The 16,551-nt window shown below is 70.3% G+C and carries 17 protein-coding genes; 6 read left to right on the top strand and 11 right to left on the bottom strand.

The features are described from left to right. Positions 1-2 precede the first annotated feature (2 nt). Entirely contained in the window at positions 3-1,403 is a 1,401-nt protein-coding gene (radA, locus tag RC1_RS07585) for a DNA repair protein RadA (RefSeq protein WP_041785218.1), read from the bottom strand. Positions 1,404-1,639: 236 nt separating this feature from the next. On the opposite strand from radA, the gene RC1_RS07580 reads away from it, so the two are divergent. Further along, positions 1,640-2,062 carry a hypothetical protein gene (locus RC1_RS07580; RefSeq protein ID WP_012566769.1) on the top strand — a complete coding sequence of 141 codons (423 nt, stop codon included), beginning with the start codon at positions 1,640-1,642 and terminating at the stop codon, positions 2,060-2,062. A gap of 22 nt (positions 2,063-2,084) precedes the next feature. Here RC1_RS07580 and RC1_RS07575 read toward each other — a convergent pair whose 3' ends face one another. The 8 genes from RC1_RS07575 to rpsF form a co-directional block, all read right to left on the bottom strand. Then, entirely contained in the window at positions 2,085-2,891 is an 807-nt protein-coding gene (locus tag RC1_RS07575) for an ABC transporter ATP-binding protein (RefSeq protein WP_012566768.1), read from the bottom strand. Continuing rightward, positions 2,888-3,658, bottom strand: coding sequence for an MlaE family ABC transporter permease (locus tag RC1_RS07570; protein ID WP_012566767.1), 771 nt, complete (start codon positions 3,656-3,658; stop codon positions 2,888-2,890). Before RC1_RS07570 ends, RC1_RS07575 begins: the two co-directional genes overlap by 4 nt. Positions 3,659-3,789: 131 nt before the next feature. Beyond that, on the bottom strand, positions 3,790-4,944 hold the full coding sequence (alr, locus tag RC1_RS07565; protein WP_012566766.1) for an alanine racemase: 1,155 nt from the start codon (positions 4,942-4,944) through the stop codon (positions 3,790-3,792). After that, on the bottom strand, positions 4,937-6,436 hold the full coding sequence (locus RC1_RS07560) for a replicative DNA helicase (protein WP_012566765.1): 1,500 nt from the start codon (positions 6,434-6,436) through the stop codon (positions 4,937-4,939). The genes alr and RC1_RS07560 overlap by 8 nt, the downstream gene beginning before the upstream one ends. A 112-nt stretch (positions 6,437-6,548) precedes the next feature. Next, the gene (locus RC1_RS07555) at positions 6,549-7,808 is read right to left on the bottom strand and encodes an SAM-dependent methyltransferase (RefSeq protein ID WP_234703846.1); all 1,260 of its coding nucleotides are present in this window, start codon (positions 7,806-7,808) and stop codon (positions 6,549-6,551) included. A 252-nt stretch (positions 7,809-8,060) separates the two neighbouring features. Beyond that, positions 8,061-8,624 (bottom strand): 50S ribosomal protein L9, encoded by a 564-nt coding sequence (rplI, locus tag RC1_RS07550; protein WP_012566763.1) that lies wholly within the window; start codon positions 8,622-8,624, stop codon positions 8,061-8,063. A gap of 25 nt (positions 8,625-8,649) precedes the next feature. Next, positions 8,650-8,919: a 30S ribosomal protein S18 gene (rpsR, locus tag RC1_RS07545; protein WP_012566762.1), complete on the bottom strand. Its 270-nt coding sequence runs from the start codon at positions 8,917-8,919 to the stop codon at positions 8,650-8,652. Next, positions 8,916-9,407: a 30S ribosomal protein S6 gene (rpsF, locus tag RC1_RS07540; protein ID WP_012566761.1), complete on the bottom strand. Its 492-nt coding sequence runs from the start codon at positions 9,405-9,407 to the stop codon at positions 8,916-8,918. The genes rpsR and rpsF overlap by 4 nt, the downstream gene beginning before the upstream one ends. 292 nt (positions 9,408-9,699) lie before the next feature. On the opposite strand from rpsF, the gene fabD reads away from it, so the two are divergent. From fabD to mltG, 5 genes are all read left to right on the top strand, one after another. Next, positions 9,700-10,635 carry an ACP S-malonyltransferase gene (fabD, locus tag RC1_RS07530; protein WP_012566760.1) on the top strand — a complete coding sequence of 312 codons (936 nt, stop codon included), beginning with the start codon at positions 9,700-9,702 and terminating at the stop codon, positions 10,633-10,635. Between the two features lie 25 nt (positions 10,636-10,660). Then, complete coding sequence (fabG, locus tag RC1_RS07525) at positions 10,661-11,398, top strand: 3-oxoacyl-[acyl-carrier-protein] reductase (protein ID WP_012566759.1); 738 nt, start codon at positions 10,661-10,663, stop codon at positions 11,396-11,398. A 173-nt stretch (positions 11,399-11,571) separates the two neighbouring features. Continuing rightward, entirely contained in the window at positions 11,572-11,811 is a 240-nt protein-coding gene (locus tag RC1_RS07520) for an acyl carrier protein (RefSeq protein WP_012566758.1), read from the top strand. A 96-nt stretch (positions 11,812-11,907) separates the two neighbouring features. Next, positions 11,908-13,173 (top strand): beta-ketoacyl-ACP synthase II, encoded by a 1,266-nt coding sequence (gene fabF, locus RC1_RS07515; RefSeq protein ID WP_012566757.1) that lies wholly within the window; start codon positions 11,908-11,910, stop codon positions 13,171-13,173. 11 nt (positions 13,174-13,184) lie between these two features. Then, the gene (gene mltG / locus RC1_RS07510) at positions 13,185-14,237 is read left to right on the top strand and encodes an endolytic transglycosylase MltG (protein ID WP_012566756.1); all 1,053 of its coding nucleotides are present in this window, start codon (positions 13,185-13,187) and stop codon (positions 14,235-14,237) included. A gap of 46 nt (positions 14,238-14,283) precedes the next feature. Here the strand turns inward: mltG and RC1_RS07505 are convergent, their stop codons facing one another. Both RC1_RS07505 and RC1_RS07500 read right to left on the bottom strand, forming a co-directional pair. After that, complete coding sequence (locus tag RC1_RS07505; protein ID WP_012566755.1) at positions 14,284-14,733, bottom strand: DNA polymerase III subunit chi; 450 nt, start codon at positions 14,731-14,733, stop codon at positions 14,284-14,286. A 109-nt stretch (positions 14,734-14,842) separates the two neighbouring features. Then, positions 14,843-16,339, bottom strand: coding sequence for a leucyl aminopeptidase (locus RC1_RS07500; protein WP_012566754.1), 1,497 nt, complete (start codon positions 16,337-16,339; stop codon positions 14,843-14,845). Positions 16,340-16,551 lie beyond the last annotated feature (212 nt).

The raw sequence follows: 16,551 nt of genomic DNA, 5'->3' as shown, positions 1-16,551 counted from the left end.
CTTCAGCTCCTGGGCCGTGCGGGGGGCTGCGATGCCTGGAACAGGGGCAGCAGGTCGGCAAGCTGGTCCAGTTCGATCCGCTTCAGCCCGTCGTCCCCCCGCCCGCCGGACCGTGTCCGTCGCGGGGTGGGCATCAGCGCCCGTCCGAATCCCAGTTTCGCCGCTTCCTTCAGCCTCTGGTCGGTCTGGCTCACCGCCCGGATCTCCCCCGACAGGCCGATCTCTCCGAACACCACCGCATCGGCCGGCACCGGCTCCCCCGTCAGGGAGGAGACGAGCGCCGCCGCGACGGCCAGATCGGCGGCCGGCTCCGTCACCCGGAGGCCGCCCGCCACGTTGAGGTACACGTCGTTGGCGCCGATCGCCAGACCGCAGCGCGCCTCCAGTACGGCCAGGACCATCGCCAGCCGTGCGGTATCCCAGCCGACGACGGCGCGGCGCGGCGTGCCCAGGGGCGACGGCGCCACCAGCGCCTGCACCTCAACCAGCACGGGGCGGCTGCCCTCAAGCCCCGCGAACACCGCCGTCCCGGTTATATCCCCCCGACGGTCGGCAAGGAACAGCTCGGACGGATTGGGTACTTCGACCAGCCCTTCCTCGCCCATCTCGAAGACGCCGATCTCGTCGGTCGGGCCGAAGCGGTTCTTCACGGCGCGCAGGATGCGGAACTGGTGGCCGCGCTCCCCTTCGAAGTAGAGCACCGTGTCCACCATGTGCTCCAGCACGCGCGGGCCGGCGATCTGGCCGTCCTTGGTGACATGGCCGACGATCAGCAGCGTGATGCCGCGACGCTTGGCGACGCGGATCAGCTCGGCCGCGCTGGCGCGCACCTGGGCCACCGTGCCGGGGGCGCTGTCGAGCGTATCGACATACATGGTCTGGATCGAATCGATCACGGCGACCCGCGGCCCGTCCGCCGCGTCCAGCGAGGCGACGATGTCGCGCACGCTGGTGGCCGCCGCCAGTTCCACCGGCGCCGCGGCGAGGCCGAGGCGGGCGGCGCGCATGCGCACCTGGTCCACCGCCTCCTCGCCGGAGATGTAGGCGACCTTCTCCCCCACCGCCAGCGTGCAGCAGATCTGGAGCAGCAGGGTGGACTTGCCGATGCCGGGATCGCCGCCGACCAGCAGGGCCGAGCCATGGACCAGCCCGCCGCCGCAGACCCGGTCGAACTCCGCGTTGCGGGTCAGCCGGCGCGGCGCATCGCTGGAGACGCCGGAGAGCGCCACGAACTCGATCCGGCGGCCGGAATGCCGGGCGGCCCCCAGCCCCTTCGGCGCCGACTCGGGCACCTGCTCTTCGACCAGGGTGTTCCACGCACCGCAGGCGTCACAGCGCCCGCCCCATTTCGGAAACGAGGCGCCGCAGGACTGGCAGACGAAACGGGTGGAGGCGCGGGCCAAGGCAACAGGGCTCCTGCGGGCGGATCACGATGTCCGGTCAGGGAGTGTTTCGCTGATATGGCCCCTGCCGTCCATGCTTCGGAGGGCCATCATAACACGTTTGCAACATACGCGGACCTTCAGGCCACACGACCTGAAGGATCTGCATCCCTGGCGGGTGCGTGTTGACCCGGTTCCGTGCCGGTCCTAGCATACAGGTCATATGCCCGACAGGGCTGTCCCGGCAGGAGCCCCCGATGACCGACGATTCCGATCCCGCCGCGGTCACGGCCGCCCCCGGTTCCGCGGATTCCCCGTCCGGAACGGGCGGCGCGCTCGTCCCGGCCGGCGCGGCGGAAGCCGGCGGCGGTCAGGCAGGGCAGGGGGAGGCAGGCGGGACCGGGGCGGGCGGGGGGCGCCGCTTCTCGCTCACCGGCTCCATGAGCATGAGCTTCGCCGTGAAGGGCCAGACGCTGACGGCGGCGCTGCGGGTGCCGGCCTCGCCGGAGCAGCCGGTGACGCTGGCGGTGGCGACGGCGGACGGCCCGCCGGGGGGCGTCTCCGTGGGCTTCACCCCGGCCAGCCGGGAGTTCCAGGTCCAGGGCCGGCTCGATCAGCCGGTGGCGCTGGGATCGGTGACGCTGGGGCCGCTCGACCTGATGCTGAGCGGCCGGCTCTGACGCTCCACTCCCGCGGGCTTCCTCAGAGTGCCCGGATCTGCATCCGGATCGGGCCGTCGGCGCGGCCGTGGATGAACTGGTCCACATACGGGTTGCCGGAAGTGTCGATCTCCGACACCGGGCCGACCCAGATCAGGCGGCCCTGGTACAGCATGGCGACGCGGTCGGCGATCTTGCGCGCGCTCGCCATGTCGTGGGTGATCGACAGCGCGGTGGCCCCCAGATCGCGCACGCACTTCACGATCAGGTCGTTGATGACGTCGGCCATGATGGGGTCCAGCCCCGTCGTCGGCTCGTCGAAGAAGATGACCTCCGGCCGGGTGGCGATGGCGCGGGCGAGGCCGACGCGCTTCTGCATGCCGCCGGACAGCTCTGCCGGGTAGAGGTCGGCCACCTCCGGTCCCAGCCCGACGGCGCCCAGGGTGGCGACCGCCCGCTCCTTCGCGGCCCGGCGGGGCATCCGCTGGCCCTGGATCAGCCCGAAGGCGACGTTCTCCCAGACGGGCAGGCTGTCGAACAGGGCGGACCCCTGGAAAAGCATGCCGAACTTGCGCAGCACCGCCTCGCGCTCGCGGCCGGAGGCGTGGGTCGTGTCCTCCCCGTCGATCAGGATGGTGCCCTCGTCGGGCTGGAGGATGCCCAGGATGCACTTCAGCAGCACCGACTTGCCGGTGCCCGAGCCGCCGATGATGACGATGGACTCGCCGGCGGCGATGTCCAGGTCGATGCCGTCCAGCACCACCTTCGGCCCGAAGCGCTTCTTCACGCCGCGCAGGGAGATCTTCGGGGTGGCGCCGTTGCCGGGCCCGCGCAGGTCAGCCGCCGTCATGAGAAGAAGATCCCCGTGAGCAGGTAGTTCAGGACCAGGATCAGGATGGAGGCGGAGACGACGGCGTTGGTCGTCGCCGCACCCACTCCCTGCGCGCCACCCCGCGAATGGTAGCCGTGGTAGCAGCCCATCAGCGAGATGGCGAAGCCGAAGGCGCCCGCCTTCACGAGGCCCGACACGACGTCCATCACCTCCAGGTACTTCCAGGTGCTGGTGATGTAGCCGCCGGCATTGAAGTTCAGGCGGTAGACCCCGACCAGGAAACCGCCGAACACGCCGATGATGTCGGCCACCAGCACCAGAAGCGGCAGCATCAGCGTGCCGGCCAGCAGGCGGGGCACCACCAGATACTTGAACGGGTTGGTGGACAGGGTGGTCAGCGCGTCCACCTGTTCGGTCACCCGCATGGTGCCCAGTTCGGCCGCCATGGCGGCGCCGATGCGGCCGGCCACCATCAGGCCGGCCAGCACGGGCCCCAGCTCACGGGTGATGGACAGCACCACCACCGTGGCGATGGCGCTCTCCGCCTCGAAGCGGCTGAAGCCGCTGTAGCTCTGCAACGCCAGCACCATGCCGGTGAACAGCGCCGTCAGCCCCACCACCGGCAGCGAATAGTAGCCGATGTCGATCATCTGCCGGCCGATGTGCCGCAGATAGAAGGGCGGGCGCAGGCAGTGCGACAGGGCGATGGCGGTGAACAGGGCCAGACGCCCCGTCGCCTCCATGAAGACCAGCGTTGCGCGGCCGATACCGGCGATGAAACCCATCCGTCGTGCCCTGTCTGCCGGGAAGTCGAGGGTACGGCTAATCGCCGTGACCGCGGGTGTCAATATCGGGGGGCCGGATTCCGCCCGGTCCGCACCGATTCGGACGGCCCGGCCTGCCTTTCCCTGTCCGGTCAGCCGCCCGGACCGTCCAGATGGACCCGGTGGTAACGGCTGCCGAGCCGGGTCAGCACCTCGTAGCCGATGGTGCCGGCCTCCGTCGCCGCCGTGTCCACCGGCCGGTGCGGGCCGATCACCTCGGCCCAGCCGCCCTCCGCGAGGAACTGTTCGGGCACGTCCGTCACGTCGGCCGTCAGCAGGTCCATGGAGACGCGGCCGACCAGGGGCGCGCGGTAGGCGCCGCCGAACAGCGCCGCCCCCCGGCCGGACAGCGCCCAGGGATAGCCGTCGGCATAGCCCATGCCCAGGGCGGCGATGCGGCCCGGGCGCCCGATCCGGTGCGTGGCGTCGTAGCCCACCGTGTCGCCCGCCGATACCGGCCGGACCTGGTGGATACGGGCGAAGACCCGCACGACGGGTCGCATCGGGTTCTCCGTCCAGGGGGCCGGGTTCGGGCCGTACAGGGCGATGCCCGGCCGCACCAGATCGAAATGGTAGTCGCGCCCGTGGAAGATGCCGGCCGAGTTGGCGAGGCTGGCGCGCGCCGCGGGCAGCCGGGCCAGCGCCGCGCGGAACCGGCCGAGCTGCGTCTTCGTCATGGGATCGGCCGGATGGTCGGCGCAGGCCAGATGGCTCATCCAGCTCTCAACCCGGACACCGGCCAGCAGCCGGTCGGCGTCGCCGGCCAGGGTGTCCAGCTCGGCCGCGGTCAGGCCCAGCCGGTTCATCCCGGTGTCGATGTGCACGAAGCAGGGCAGGGGGGCGCCGCGCCGCTGCCCTTCCGCCCGCCAGCGTTCCAGGTCGCCCAACGTGTTCAGGGCCGGCAGCAGGCGGGCCGCGGCAAGGTCGGGCGCCGCTCCCGGCGGGACCCCGTGCAGCACGACGATGCGCGGCTCCGGCTGCATGGCCGGGAGCACGGTGCGCAGCGCCATGCCGGCCTCCGTATCCGCCACGAAGAAGGTGTGCGCCCCTTCCGCCAGGAGCCGCCGGGCCACCGGGCCGGCGCCCAGGCCGTAGGCGTCGGCCTTGACGACGGCACCGCATTCGGCGGGAGCGACGCGGGCCGCGAGGTCCCGCCAGTTTGCCGCGAGCGCGCCCAGGTCGATCACCAGGACGGCGCCGGCGCGGGACGGAACACCGTCCAGCGCCGGGATCACCGGGTCAGTCATCGTAGTTGCTGTGATGCGTATCCAGATCGCCGAAGCGGGTGAAGTTGCCGTCGAAGTACAGCCTCACGGTGCCGACAGGGCCGTGGCGCTGCTTGCCGATGATGACTTCGGCGGTGTTGTGGACCTGCCCCAGCCGCTCCTGCCAGCGCTGGTAACGGTCGTTGTACTTGTCGTCGGATTCGTCCGGACGGCGGGACGGCTCGGCGCGCTCCAGGTAGTACTGTTCGCGGAAGACGAACATCACGACGTCGGCGTCCTGCTCGATGGAGCCCGATTCGCGCAGGTCCGAAAGCTGGGGCCGCTTGTCCTCGCGCTGCTCGACCGAGCGGGAGAGCTGCGACAGGGCCAGCACCGGCACGTCCAGTTCCTTGGCGATGGCCTTCAGGCCGCGGGTGATCTCGGAGATCTCCTGCACGCGGTTCTGCTCGGACCGGGCGGAGCCGCTGCCGCGCAGGAGCTGGAGGTAGTCCACCACGATCAGGCCCAGGCCCTGGGTCCGCTTCAGCCGGCGGCAGCGCGTCCGCACGGCGGAGATGCTGAGCGCCGGCGTGTCGTCCACGAAGAAGGGGACGCGGCTGAGATACTGGCTCGCCTCGACGAACTTCGGGAAGTCGCTGGCCGCGATCTCGCCGCGCCGGATCTTGTCGCCGCTCACCTCCGCCTGGTCGGCGAGGATACGCATGGCGAGCTGCTCGGCGCTCATTTCCAGGGAGAAGAAGCCGACCGGCGCCCCCTCCTTGCCGCCGCTGGTCATCCAGGCCTTGGCCGAGTTGAAGGCGATGTTGGTGGCCAGCGCGGTCTTGCCCATGGAGGGGCGGCCGGCGAGGATCAGCAGGTCCGACGGATGCAGGCCGCCCAGCTTGATGTCGATGTCGCGCAGGCCGGTGGTCACGCCGGTGACGTGGCTGGAGCGGCGGAACGCGGCCTCCGCCGTGTTGATCGCGGCGGCCAGGGCGCGCTCGAACGGGATGAAGTCGCCGCGCACGTCGCCGAAGGACGCCAGCTCGAACAGCTTCTTCTCCGCCTCCTCGATCTGGTCTCCGGCGGAGATGTCCAGTTCGTGCTTGTAGGCGGTGTTCACCATCTCCTCGCCGACCTCGATGAGCTGCCGGCGCAGATAGGATTCGTGGATGATGCGGCCGTAATCCTCGGCGTTCGGCACCGTGACGATGGCCGCGGCGAGGCGCGCCAGATACTCGGTGCCGCCGATCTCCCGGATATCGGCGTCCTGCTCGAAATAGGACTTCAGCGTGATCGGGTTCGCCACCTGGCCGCGGTCGACCAGGGTCGCGCAGGCCCGGAAGATCTTCTGGTTCTCGGGAAAGAAGAAGTGTTCGGGGCGGAGGAACTCCCCGACCTTCTCGTAGGCCTTGTTGTTGACCAGGATGGCGCCCAGCAGTGCCTGTTCCGCCTCCTCGTTGTGGGGCGGAACGCGGTAGGACAGGTGCCGGTCGCCGGCGTCGGCGGGCGGATCGAGCAGTCTGGTTTCCATGGTGCCAGTGTAACAGCGGGCGGGCCGGGGAGACTAACCCGTCCGCAGGAAACCGCCCGTGCAAACCGTGCACAGCAGGTGGACAATATTGTGGATAAGCGCCGCAACCGCCTCAGGCGGCAAGGCCCTTGGCAGGGATCGTCGCGGTCTCCGTTTGCTGGACATAGTCGCGCGTCAGCGGCACCGCGTCCAGGCGGCGGGCGAGCTGCGCCTGCCAGACCATGTGGCCCTGGTAACGGAAAGCCCCTTCGCAGCCGGCCAGGTAGAACTCCCACATCCGGCAGAACCGCTCGTCGTAGAGCCGCGCCGCCTTGTCCCGGTTCGCCAGGAACCGCTCCCGCCAGTGGCGCAGCGTCTCGGCATAGTGCAGGCGCAGGATCTCCATGTCGGTGAGGTAGAGACCGGAGCGTTCGATCGCCGGCAGCACCTCCGACAGGGCGGGGGAGTAGCCGCCGGGGAAGATGTAGCGGCGCAGCCAGGGGCTGGTGCTGCCCGGCCCCTCCAGCCGGCCGATGGCATGCAGCAGCATGACCCCGTCCTCGCTCAGCAGGTCCCGGGCCGTGGCGAAGAAGGTGTCGTAGTGCGGCAGCCCGACATGCTCGAACATGCCGACCGAAACGATGCGATCGAAGCGCCCCTTGAGCCGGCGGTAGTCCGCCAGCTCGAAGCGCACCCGGTCGGACAGACCCGCCTCCTCCGCCCGGCGGCGGGCGATGGCAAGCTGTTCCTGCGAGAGGGTCACGCCCGTCACCTCCACGTCGGCCGCGCGGGCGAGATGGAGCGCCAGCCCGCCCCAGCCACAGCCGATGTCCAGCACGCGCTGGCCGGGGCGCAGCAGCAGCTTGGCGGCGATGTGCCGCTTCTTCGCTGCCTGCGCTTCCTCCAGGCTCAGGCCGGGCTCGGTGAAGTAGGCGCAGGAGTACTGGAGATCGGGGTCGAGGAAGAGGGCGTAGAGCTGTTCCGACAGGTCATAGTGGTGGGCCACGTTGCGCCGGGAGCGGGCGGCCGGGTTGATCTGGCGCAGCCACCGCAGCAGGGGGCGGACACGGTCGCGCAGCGCGTCCCAGCGGCCGTAGCCGCCGCCGCCGGCATTGCGCAGGACGAGCGCGATCAGATCGTGGATGCCGCCCCGGTCCAGGGTCAGCGCGCCATCCATGTAGGCTTCGCCGGCATACAGGCCCGGATTCAGCGCCAGCTTCCAGTGCAGCGCGCGGTCGTGCAGGCGGACGACAGGATGGCTCTCGGGGGGAGGGGCGTCTGGGGATGCCGGCGGCGTGTCGCCGTCACCGAACTCCCAGCGGCGGCCGTCGGCGTCGATCAGCGTCAGGCGGCCGGTGACGATCAGGGCGTCGAACATGCGGGCGAGCAGCACGGGCGACCTCCGGCATCGGTCCATCGGACTTTCGGCGGACGCGCGGCAGGCGACGGTCAGCGGCGGACGCAGGCTCGCCACGCATCCGCGTTTCCAGGTAGGGAGCCGTCCGGCGGGGATCAACGGCCGTCACGTGCCGGAGCCGGCGCGGAAGGGGTAACCCGAACGAAAACGGCGCGCCCCGGGGGACGCGCCGTCTTTTCGACAGAGGTCAGATCGACAGGGGTCGAACCGACCGAGGTCGGGCCTGGATCAGGCGGCGGTTTCCTCGCCGCCTTCCTCCGTGGCCGTCTCCTCCACCTCTTCCTCCTCGTCCTCCTCGCGGAGGCCGGTCACCATGCCGCCGCGCTGCGCCTGCAGCTCGGCCTCGTCGGCCGACCGGGCGACGTTGACGGTGATCGTCACGAAGACTTCCGGGTGCAGAACGATGCGGACCGGGAACAGGCCCAGGGTCTTGATCGGCTGGTCGATGGCGACCTGACGACGTTCGACCTGGATCTGCTTCTCGGCCAGCGCGTCGGCGATGTCGCGCGAGGAGACGGAGCCATAGAGCTGGCCCGTTTCGCCCGACTGCCGGGTGATGACGACGGAGACGTTCCCCATCGAGCCGGCGACCTGCTCGGCCTCCTTGCGCAGCTCCAGATTGCGCGCCTCAAGGCGGGCCTTCTGGGTCTCGAAGTAGGCGAGATTCTCCTTGGTGGCGCGCAGGGCCTTCTTCTGCGGCAGCAGGAAGTTGCGGGCGAAGCCGGGCTTCACCTTCACGACCTGGCCCATCTGGCCCAGCTTCTCGACCCGCTCCAGCAGGATCACGTCCATGTCAGTTCTCCTTTGCCAGAGCCGCTCACTTCACCACGTACGGCAGGAGAGCGAGGAAACGGGCGCGCTTGATGGCGCGCGCGAGTTCACGCTGCTTCTTGGCCGACACGGCGGTGATGCGGGACGGGACGATCTTGCCCCGCTCGGAGATGAAGCGCGACAGCAGCTTCACGTCCTTGTAGTCGATCGCCGGCGCGTTGGGGCCGGAGAAGGGGCAGGTCTTCCGACGGCGGAAGAAGGGGCGGCGACCGCCACCACCACGGGGGCCGGCGCCGGGGGTACGTTCGGCGTTCATGCGCGGTCTCCTTCACCTTCGTTGCGGCCACCCTCGGCGCGGGGACCGTCGCCGTCACGGCGCGGACCGCGGTCACCGAAGTCGCGGCGCGGGCCGCGGTCGCCGAAGTCGCGGCGCGGACCACGGTCGCCGAAGCCACCACGGGGGCCGCGCTCGCTGCGCTCGCCCTTGTTGGTGAGCATGGCCGTCTGGCCTTCTTCGATCTTCTCGACCTTCACGGTCATGAACCGCAGCACGTCCTCGTTGATGGACATGTTGCGCTCCATCTCGGCGACGGCGGCAGCCGGCGCCTCGTGGCCGATATAGACGTAGTGGGCCTTGCGGTTCTTCTTGATCCGGTAGGTGAGGGTCTTGAGACCCCACTGCTCCACCTTCTTCACCTCGCCGCCATTCTCCTTGAGAATGCCGGTGAAGGTCTCGGTCAGACCCTCCACCTGCGAGGCGGTGATGTCCTGACGCGCGATCAGGATCGTCTCGTAGAGTGCCATGTGACTCCCCTTGGCTGTTCACGGTCCGCCGCCCGGCTCCGGACCGTTACCGGGGGAACCTGCGGCCGCACGGACCTAGCCGGCGCTTGGCGGGCGTCGGCGGGGTTACGGAAGCCGGCGACTATACACAAATCGCCGCAGGGCACAAGAGACAGTGTCGGCCGACGCGGCTTGACTTGGCGGTCCGAGACGCTATCAAGGGCGCGACTTTCCGAGGGCCGGTGCCAGCGCACCGGCCCCGTCTGCAACTGCCATGGGCCCGATCCCGAAAGCCCAGAGGAACGGAAGCCAGATGACCCGCGCGTTCGTCTTCCCCGGACAGGGCAGCCAGGCCGTCGGCATGGGCCGCGAGCTTGCCGGCGCCTTCGAGATTGCCCGCGACACCTTCCAGGAGGTGGACGAGGCCCTGGGCCAGAAGCTCTCCGCCCTGATGTTCGAGGGGCCGGAGGACCAGCTCACCCTGACCGAGAACGCCCAGCCGGCGCTGATGGCCGTGTCGGTCGCGGTGCTGCGGGTGCTGGAGGCCGGCGGGGTCGATCTGGCCCGCTCCGCCGCCTTCGTGGCCGGCCATTCGCTCGGCGAATACTCCGCCCTGTGTGCCGCCGGAACGCTGAGCCTCGCCGATACCGCGCGCCTTCTGAAGCTGCGCGGCCGGTCCATGCAGAAGGCGGTGCCGGTCGGTGTCGGCGCCATGGCCGCCATCCTGGGAGCCGATCTGGAGGCGGCACAGGAGATCGCGGCCGCGGCGGCAGAGGGCGAGGTCTGCACCACCGCCAACGACAATGCTCCCGGACAGGTGGTCGTCAGCGGCCACAAGGGTGCCGTGGAGCGCGCCATCCGACTGGCGGCCGAGCGCGGCTTCAAGCGCGCCGTGCTGCTGCCGGTGTCCGCCCCCTTCCACTGCCCGCTGATGCAGCCGGCAGCGGACGCCATGGCCGAGGCGCTGGCCGGTGTGACCCTGAAGGCGCCGCGCGTGCCGCTGGTCGCCAACGTGACCGCCGCCGCGGTGACCGATCCGGAGGCGATCCGCGGGCTGCTGGTGCAGCAGGTCACCGGCATGGTCCGCTGGCGCGAGAGCGTCGCCTACATGAAGCAGCAGGGCGTGACCGAGGCGGTCGAGCTGGGCGCGGGCAAGGTGCTGGCCGGGCTCGTCAAGCGCATCGACAAGGAGATCGCCGCCACCTCCGTCGGCACCCCGGCCGACGTCGAGACCTTTCTGAACGCCTGATCCGCCGAACCGCGAGGAGACCCCCATGTTCGACCTGACCGGCAAGTCCGCCCTGGTCACCGGCGCCTCGGGCGGCATCGGCGCCGCCATCGCCCGGGCGCTGCACGCCCGCGGCGCCACCGTCGCCCTGCACGGCACCAAGGTCGCCTCGCTGGAGGCTCTGGCCGCCGAGCTGGGCGAGCGCACCCGCATCGTCCCGGCCAATCTGGCCGACGCCGCCGCGGTGGAGCAGCTTGCCAAGGATGCCGAGGCGGCGCTGGGGCAGGTGGACATCCTGGTCAACAATGCCGGCCTGACCCGCGACACGCTGGTGCTGCGGATGAAGGACGAGGACTGGCAGACGGTCCTGGACGTCAACCTGACGGCCGGTTTCCGCCTCGCCCGCGCGGTGGTGAAGGGCATGATGAAGCGCCGCTGGGGGCGCATCGTCGGCATCACCTCCGTCGTCGGCGTCACCGGCAATCCGGGGCAGGTGAACTATGCGGCGTCCAAGGCCGGCATGATCGGCCTGACCAAGGCCCTGGCCCAGGAGGTCGCCAGCCGCAACATCACGGTGAACTGCGTCGCCCCGGGCATGATCCAGACCGCCATGACCGACGTGCTGACGGACGCCCAGAAGGAGGCGATGCAGTCGCGCATCCCCGCCGGGCGGCTGGGCACGCCGGAGGAGATCGCCGCCGGCGTGGTCTATCTCGCCAGCGAGGAGGCGGCCTATGTCACCGGGCAGACGTTGCACATCAACGGCGGCATGGCCATGATCTGACCGGAGCCCGCTCGCTTCGGCCCGTTCGTCGGCGCTGGTCAACGGGCCGCCGTCTGTGCTATCTGACGGCACTTTTTTGAAGACTGGCGCCGCACTTGACTGGCCTTGACCGTCCGTCGCAAGCCACGTCCTTTAATCCTAGCCACCAAACGATCCTGGAAAGGTCGAAAGACATGAGTGATACCGCCGAGCGCGTGAAGAAGATCGTCATCGAGCACCTGGGCGTGGAAGAGTCCAAGGTGACGGAGAGCGCCAGCTTCATCGACGATCTGGGTGCGGACTCGCTCGACACCGTCGAGCTGGTCATGGCCTTCGAGGAGGAGTTCGGGATCGAGATTCCGGACGATGCGGCCGAGAAGATCCTGACCGTGAAGGACGCGATCGACTTCATCAATCAGAAGACCGCGGCCTGACCGGATCGGACGACGCCGGGGCCAGCTGCGGCTGGCCTCGACGGGTCTTCGGGTCGCCCCGTACAAGAGCATCCTGATCCAGGGGTGGGCATCTCCATGCGTCGTGTCGTCATAACCGGTATGGGGCTCGTCACGCCCCTCGGCGTGGGCGTGAAGCAGAACTGGTCGCGGCTGCTGGACGGTCAGTCCGGCATCTCGGCAATCACCCGCTTCGACGTCTCGGACCTCACCGCGAAGATCGCGGGCCAGGTGCCGCGCGGCGCCACCGCCGACGGCCTCTTCAACCCCGACGACTATGTTCCGCCCAAGGAACAGAAGAAGATGGACGACTTCATCCAGTTCGCCATCGCGGCGGCGGATGAGGCCATCAAGGACAGCGGCTGGAAGGCCGAGACCGAGGAGCAGGCCGAGCGTACCGGCGTGATGATCGGTTCCGGTATCGGCGGCCTGCCGGCCATCTACGAGACGTCCCTGCTGCTGGCCGAGAAGGGGGCGCGGCGCGTGTCGCCGTTCTTCATCCCCTCGGCCCTGATCAATCTGGCCTCGGGCCACGTCTCCATCATCCACGGCTTCAAGGGCCCGAACCACTCGGTGGTGACGGCCTGCTCGACCGGTGCGCACGCCATCGGCGACGCGGCCCGCCTGATCGCGCTGGACGACGCCGACGTCATGGTCGCCGGCGGCGCCGAGGCGGCCGTCAACCGCCTGGGCATGGCCGGCTTCGCCGCCGCCCGCGCCCTCTCCACCGGCTTCAACGACACGCCGGAGCAGGCCTCGCGCCCGTATGACCGCGACCGTGACGGCTTCGTCATGGGCGAAGGGTCCGGCGTCGTGGTGCTGGAGGAGTACGAGCACGCGAAGAAGCGCGGCGCCACCATCTATGCCGAGGTCATCGGCTACGGCATGTCGGGCGACGCCTACCACATCACCGCCCCGGCGGAGGACGGTAACGGCGGCTTCCGCTCCATGCGGATGGCGCTGAAGCGTGCCGGCCTTGGCGTGGACGGGATCGACTACATCAACGCCCACGGCACCTCCACGCCGGTCGGTGACATGATCGAGCTGGGGGCCGTCCGCCGCCTGTTCGGCAACGATCTGGCCGGGGCGTCCATGTCCTCCACCAAGTCCGCCATCGGCCACCTGCTGGGGGCCGCCGGCGCGGTGGAGGCGATCTACTCCGTCCTGGCGATCCGCGACCAGGTCGTGCCGCCCACCCTCAACCTCGACAACCCGTCCGAGGGCACGGAGGGGGCCGATCTGGTGCCGAAGCAGGCGAAGCAGCGCAAGGTCCGCGCCGCGCTCTCCAACTCCTTCGGTTTCGGCGGCACCAACGCCTCGCTGGTCTTCAAGCAGGTCGATTGAGCGCCGGTCGCTTGAGCGTGACGCCCGATCCTTCAGAGAAACGCCGCCGCCGGGTCCTGCCCGCGGCGGCGTTGCTGCTTCTGCTGCTGGCGGTGCTGGCGGCGGGGGCGCTGTCCTGGGTGCAGGACCGCTACACGGGACCCGGTCCCCTGGCGGCGGACACCACCCTGGTGATCCCCCGCGGCAGCGGGGTGCAGGCCATCGCCGGCCAGCTCGCCGCGGCGGGCATCGTGCGAACGGAGTGGGAGGTGCTGGCCGCCGCCCGCTACCGCGAGTCCGCGCGGCGGCTGAAGGCGGGCGAATACGCCTTCCCCGCCGGGATCAGCCTCCAGGGGGCGCTGGACCTGCTGGAGAGCGGCCGGACGGTGGTCCGGCGCCTGACCGTGCCGGAGGGGCTGACCTCCGACCAGATCGTGGACCTGCTGCGCGCCGAGCCGGCGCTGGCCGGCGAGGTCGCGGACGTTCCGGCGGAGGGGAGCCTGCTGCCGGAGACCTACCACTTCTCCTGGGGTGACGACCGCGGCGACCTGCTGCGCCGGATGCAGTCCGCCATGGAGCGCACGCTGGCCGACCTCTGGGTGGCGCGGGCGCCGGACCTGCCGCTGGAGACGCCGCAGCAGGCGGTGATCCTCGCCTCCATCGTGGAGAAGGAGACGGGCGTGGCGGCGGAGCGGGCGAAGGTCGCCGGCGTCTTCGTCAACCGCCTGCGCGCCGGCATGCGGTTGCAGTCCGACCCGACGGTGATCTATGGCCTGACGGGGGGGAAGGGGGCGCTGGACCGGCTGCTGACCCGGGCCGACTGGCAGCACGACTCGGCCTACAACACCTATGTGATCGACGGACTGCCGCCCGGTCCCATCGCCAATCCGGGGCGGGAGTCGCTGGCGGCGGCCCTGAACCCGGAGAAGCACGGGTTCGTCTACTTCGTCGCGGACGGCAGCGGCGGCCATGCCTTCGCGGAGACGCTGGAGCAGCACAACCGCAACGTCGCCGCCTGGCGCCGTCTCCGGCAGGAGCGGGGCGACCAGGGCGACGGCCCGACCGAGACGGCACCGCAGAAGTGAGGGGCGGGGCGCCGGCTGCATCGCCGCCCCGCCTGTCCGTCCGGCCTCAGGCCTTCTGTTCCCAGCCGCCGCGGTCCCCCTGCTGCCAGTACTGGAGCGCGTGCCCGGCGGCCTTGGCGGTGCGCCAGCGCTGCCGTGCCGCGGCCAGGGCGTCGGGATCGTTGCCGTCGAACAGGTCGCAGACCCGCTCATACTCCGGGGCGCGGGCGGTTTCCGCCCCGTCCACCAGGAACAGGACATTGGCGTCGTTCGGCCGTTCGTCCGTCGCGCTGAGGAACACCGGCTGACGCGCGGGATGGCCGTCCCGGGCGGTCCCGTGCGGCAGGAAGCTGTCGGGCTTCCAGGTCCAGAGATGCTGCGCCAGCGCCTCCGCCCGCTCCTCGCTCGCGGCCAGCACGACGGCGCGCCAGCCGCGCTCCAGGGTCTTCTCCAGAAGCTCCGGCAGGCTCTGTTCCAGGGTCTTGCGCGTCAGGTGGTAGAAGCGGACATCCGTCATGGCACGATCATAGCAGACGGGCACAGGGCAGTCGGACATGGAAAAGGGGCCGGATCGCTCCGGCCCCTCCATGCGCGGGATACCCGTCGCGGCAGCGTCGGCCGCCGGATCAGACCTCGTAGTTCTCGGCCACGAAGCGGTCCAGCAGGCGCACGCCGAAGCCCGTCGCCCCCTTGGCGCAGACGGCCTTGTCGGCCTTCGACCAAGCCGTGCCGGCGATGTCCAGGTGCGCCCAGGGCGTGCCGTTCACGAAACGCTGGAGGAACTGGGCCGCGGTGATCGACCCGGCCTTGCCCGGCGAGCCGATGTTCTTCATGTCCGCGGCGTCGCTGTCGATGTCCTTGTCGTAGGCCGCGGCCAGCGGCATGCGCCAGAGCAGCTCGCCCGCCTTGCGGCCGGCACCGGCCAGCTTGTCGGCCAGCTCGTCATTGTTGCTGAACAGGCCGGCATGTTCGTGGCCCAGGCTGACGATGATGGCGCCGGTCAGGGTCGCCAGATCGATCATGGCCTTCGGCTTGAACTGCTCCTGCGTGTACCAGAGGGCATCGGCCAGGACCAGCCGGCCCTCGGCATCGGTGTTCAGCACCTCGATGGTCTGGCCGGACAGGGAGGTGACGATGTCCCCCGGGCGCTGCGCATTGCCGTCGGGCATGTTCTCCGCCAGCGCCACGACGCCGACCACGTTGGCGCGGGCCTTGCGGCCAGCCACCGCCGCCATCAGGCCGATCACGGCGCCCGCACCGGCCATGTCCCACTTCATCTCCTCCATGCCGCCCGCCGGCTTGATGGAGATGCCACCGGTGTCGAAGGTGATGCCCTTGCCGACGAAGGCGACCGGCGCCTCCTTGGCGTCGGCGGCACCGTTCCAGCGCATGACCACCAGCCGGGGCGGCCGGGCGCTGCCCTGGCCGACTCCGAGCAGGGCGCCCATGCCCAGCTTCTTCATCTTCTTCTCGTCCAGCACCTCGACCTCGACGCCGAGGTCCTTCAGCGACTGGCAGCGCTCGGCGAGCGTCTCCGGATAGATGACGTTGCCGGGCTCGGAGACGACGTCGCGGGTCAGGCAGACCCCGTCCGCGATCTTCTCCAGCCGCGCCCAGGCCTTCTTGGCCACGGTCGGCTCGTCGCTCAGCACCGCCACCTTGCGGACCGACGGCTTCTTCTCCTTCGGCTCCTTGGTGCGGTACCTGTCGAAGCGGTAGCCGCGCAGCACGGCGCCGAACGCCGCTTCGGCAGCCATCTCGCCGGCCCCGACGGACAGGCCGTCATGCGAGTCCACGGCGATCGCCACCTCCGTCTCGCCGGAGGTCAGCAGGGCGCCCAGCGCGGCGCCGCCGGCGTTCGCCGCCGTCAGCAGCGTGGCCTCGGCCGGGTTCCCGATACCGACCAGCAGGATGCGCCCGGCTTCCACGCCGGTGGGCGCCAGCAGCGTCAGCGTCTCCTCCGCCTTGCCGGTGAAGCGCCCGGCCTGCATGGCACGGGTGATGAGGCCCCCGGTCCGCTCGTCCAGTTCCGCGCCGAAGCGTCCGAGCCCGGCGTCCTGTGCGACGGTCAGTGCGATCGCCCCGGACTTGGGCAGGGCGAGCTGGGAAAAGGAGATCTTCATCGTGCCTCTCGAAACGGATCGGGGAGGGGGCGCCGGGCCGGATGGGGGACCTGCTTGCCCCGCTGTTGTCTCATGCCGTGGGAGTCGATAAAGAACACCCTCCGAGCGGTGTCAAGCAAGAGGGCCCGGGGAAGCGGCACGCCGGAACGGGCAGCGGCAGCAGGCGCGGCGGCAGCACGCCGGCGCGCCACGATGCCGTCCCAATCGTCGGA

The sequence above is a fragment of the Rhodospirillum centenum SW genome (assembly GCF_000016185.1).
Classification (GTDB): domain Bacteria; phylum Pseudomonadota; class Alphaproteobacteria; order Azospirillales; family Azospirillaceae; genus Rhodocista; species Rhodocista centena.
Note: the sequence above shows the minus strand (reverse complement) of the source record. Positions and strands in the feature narration are given on the sequence as shown.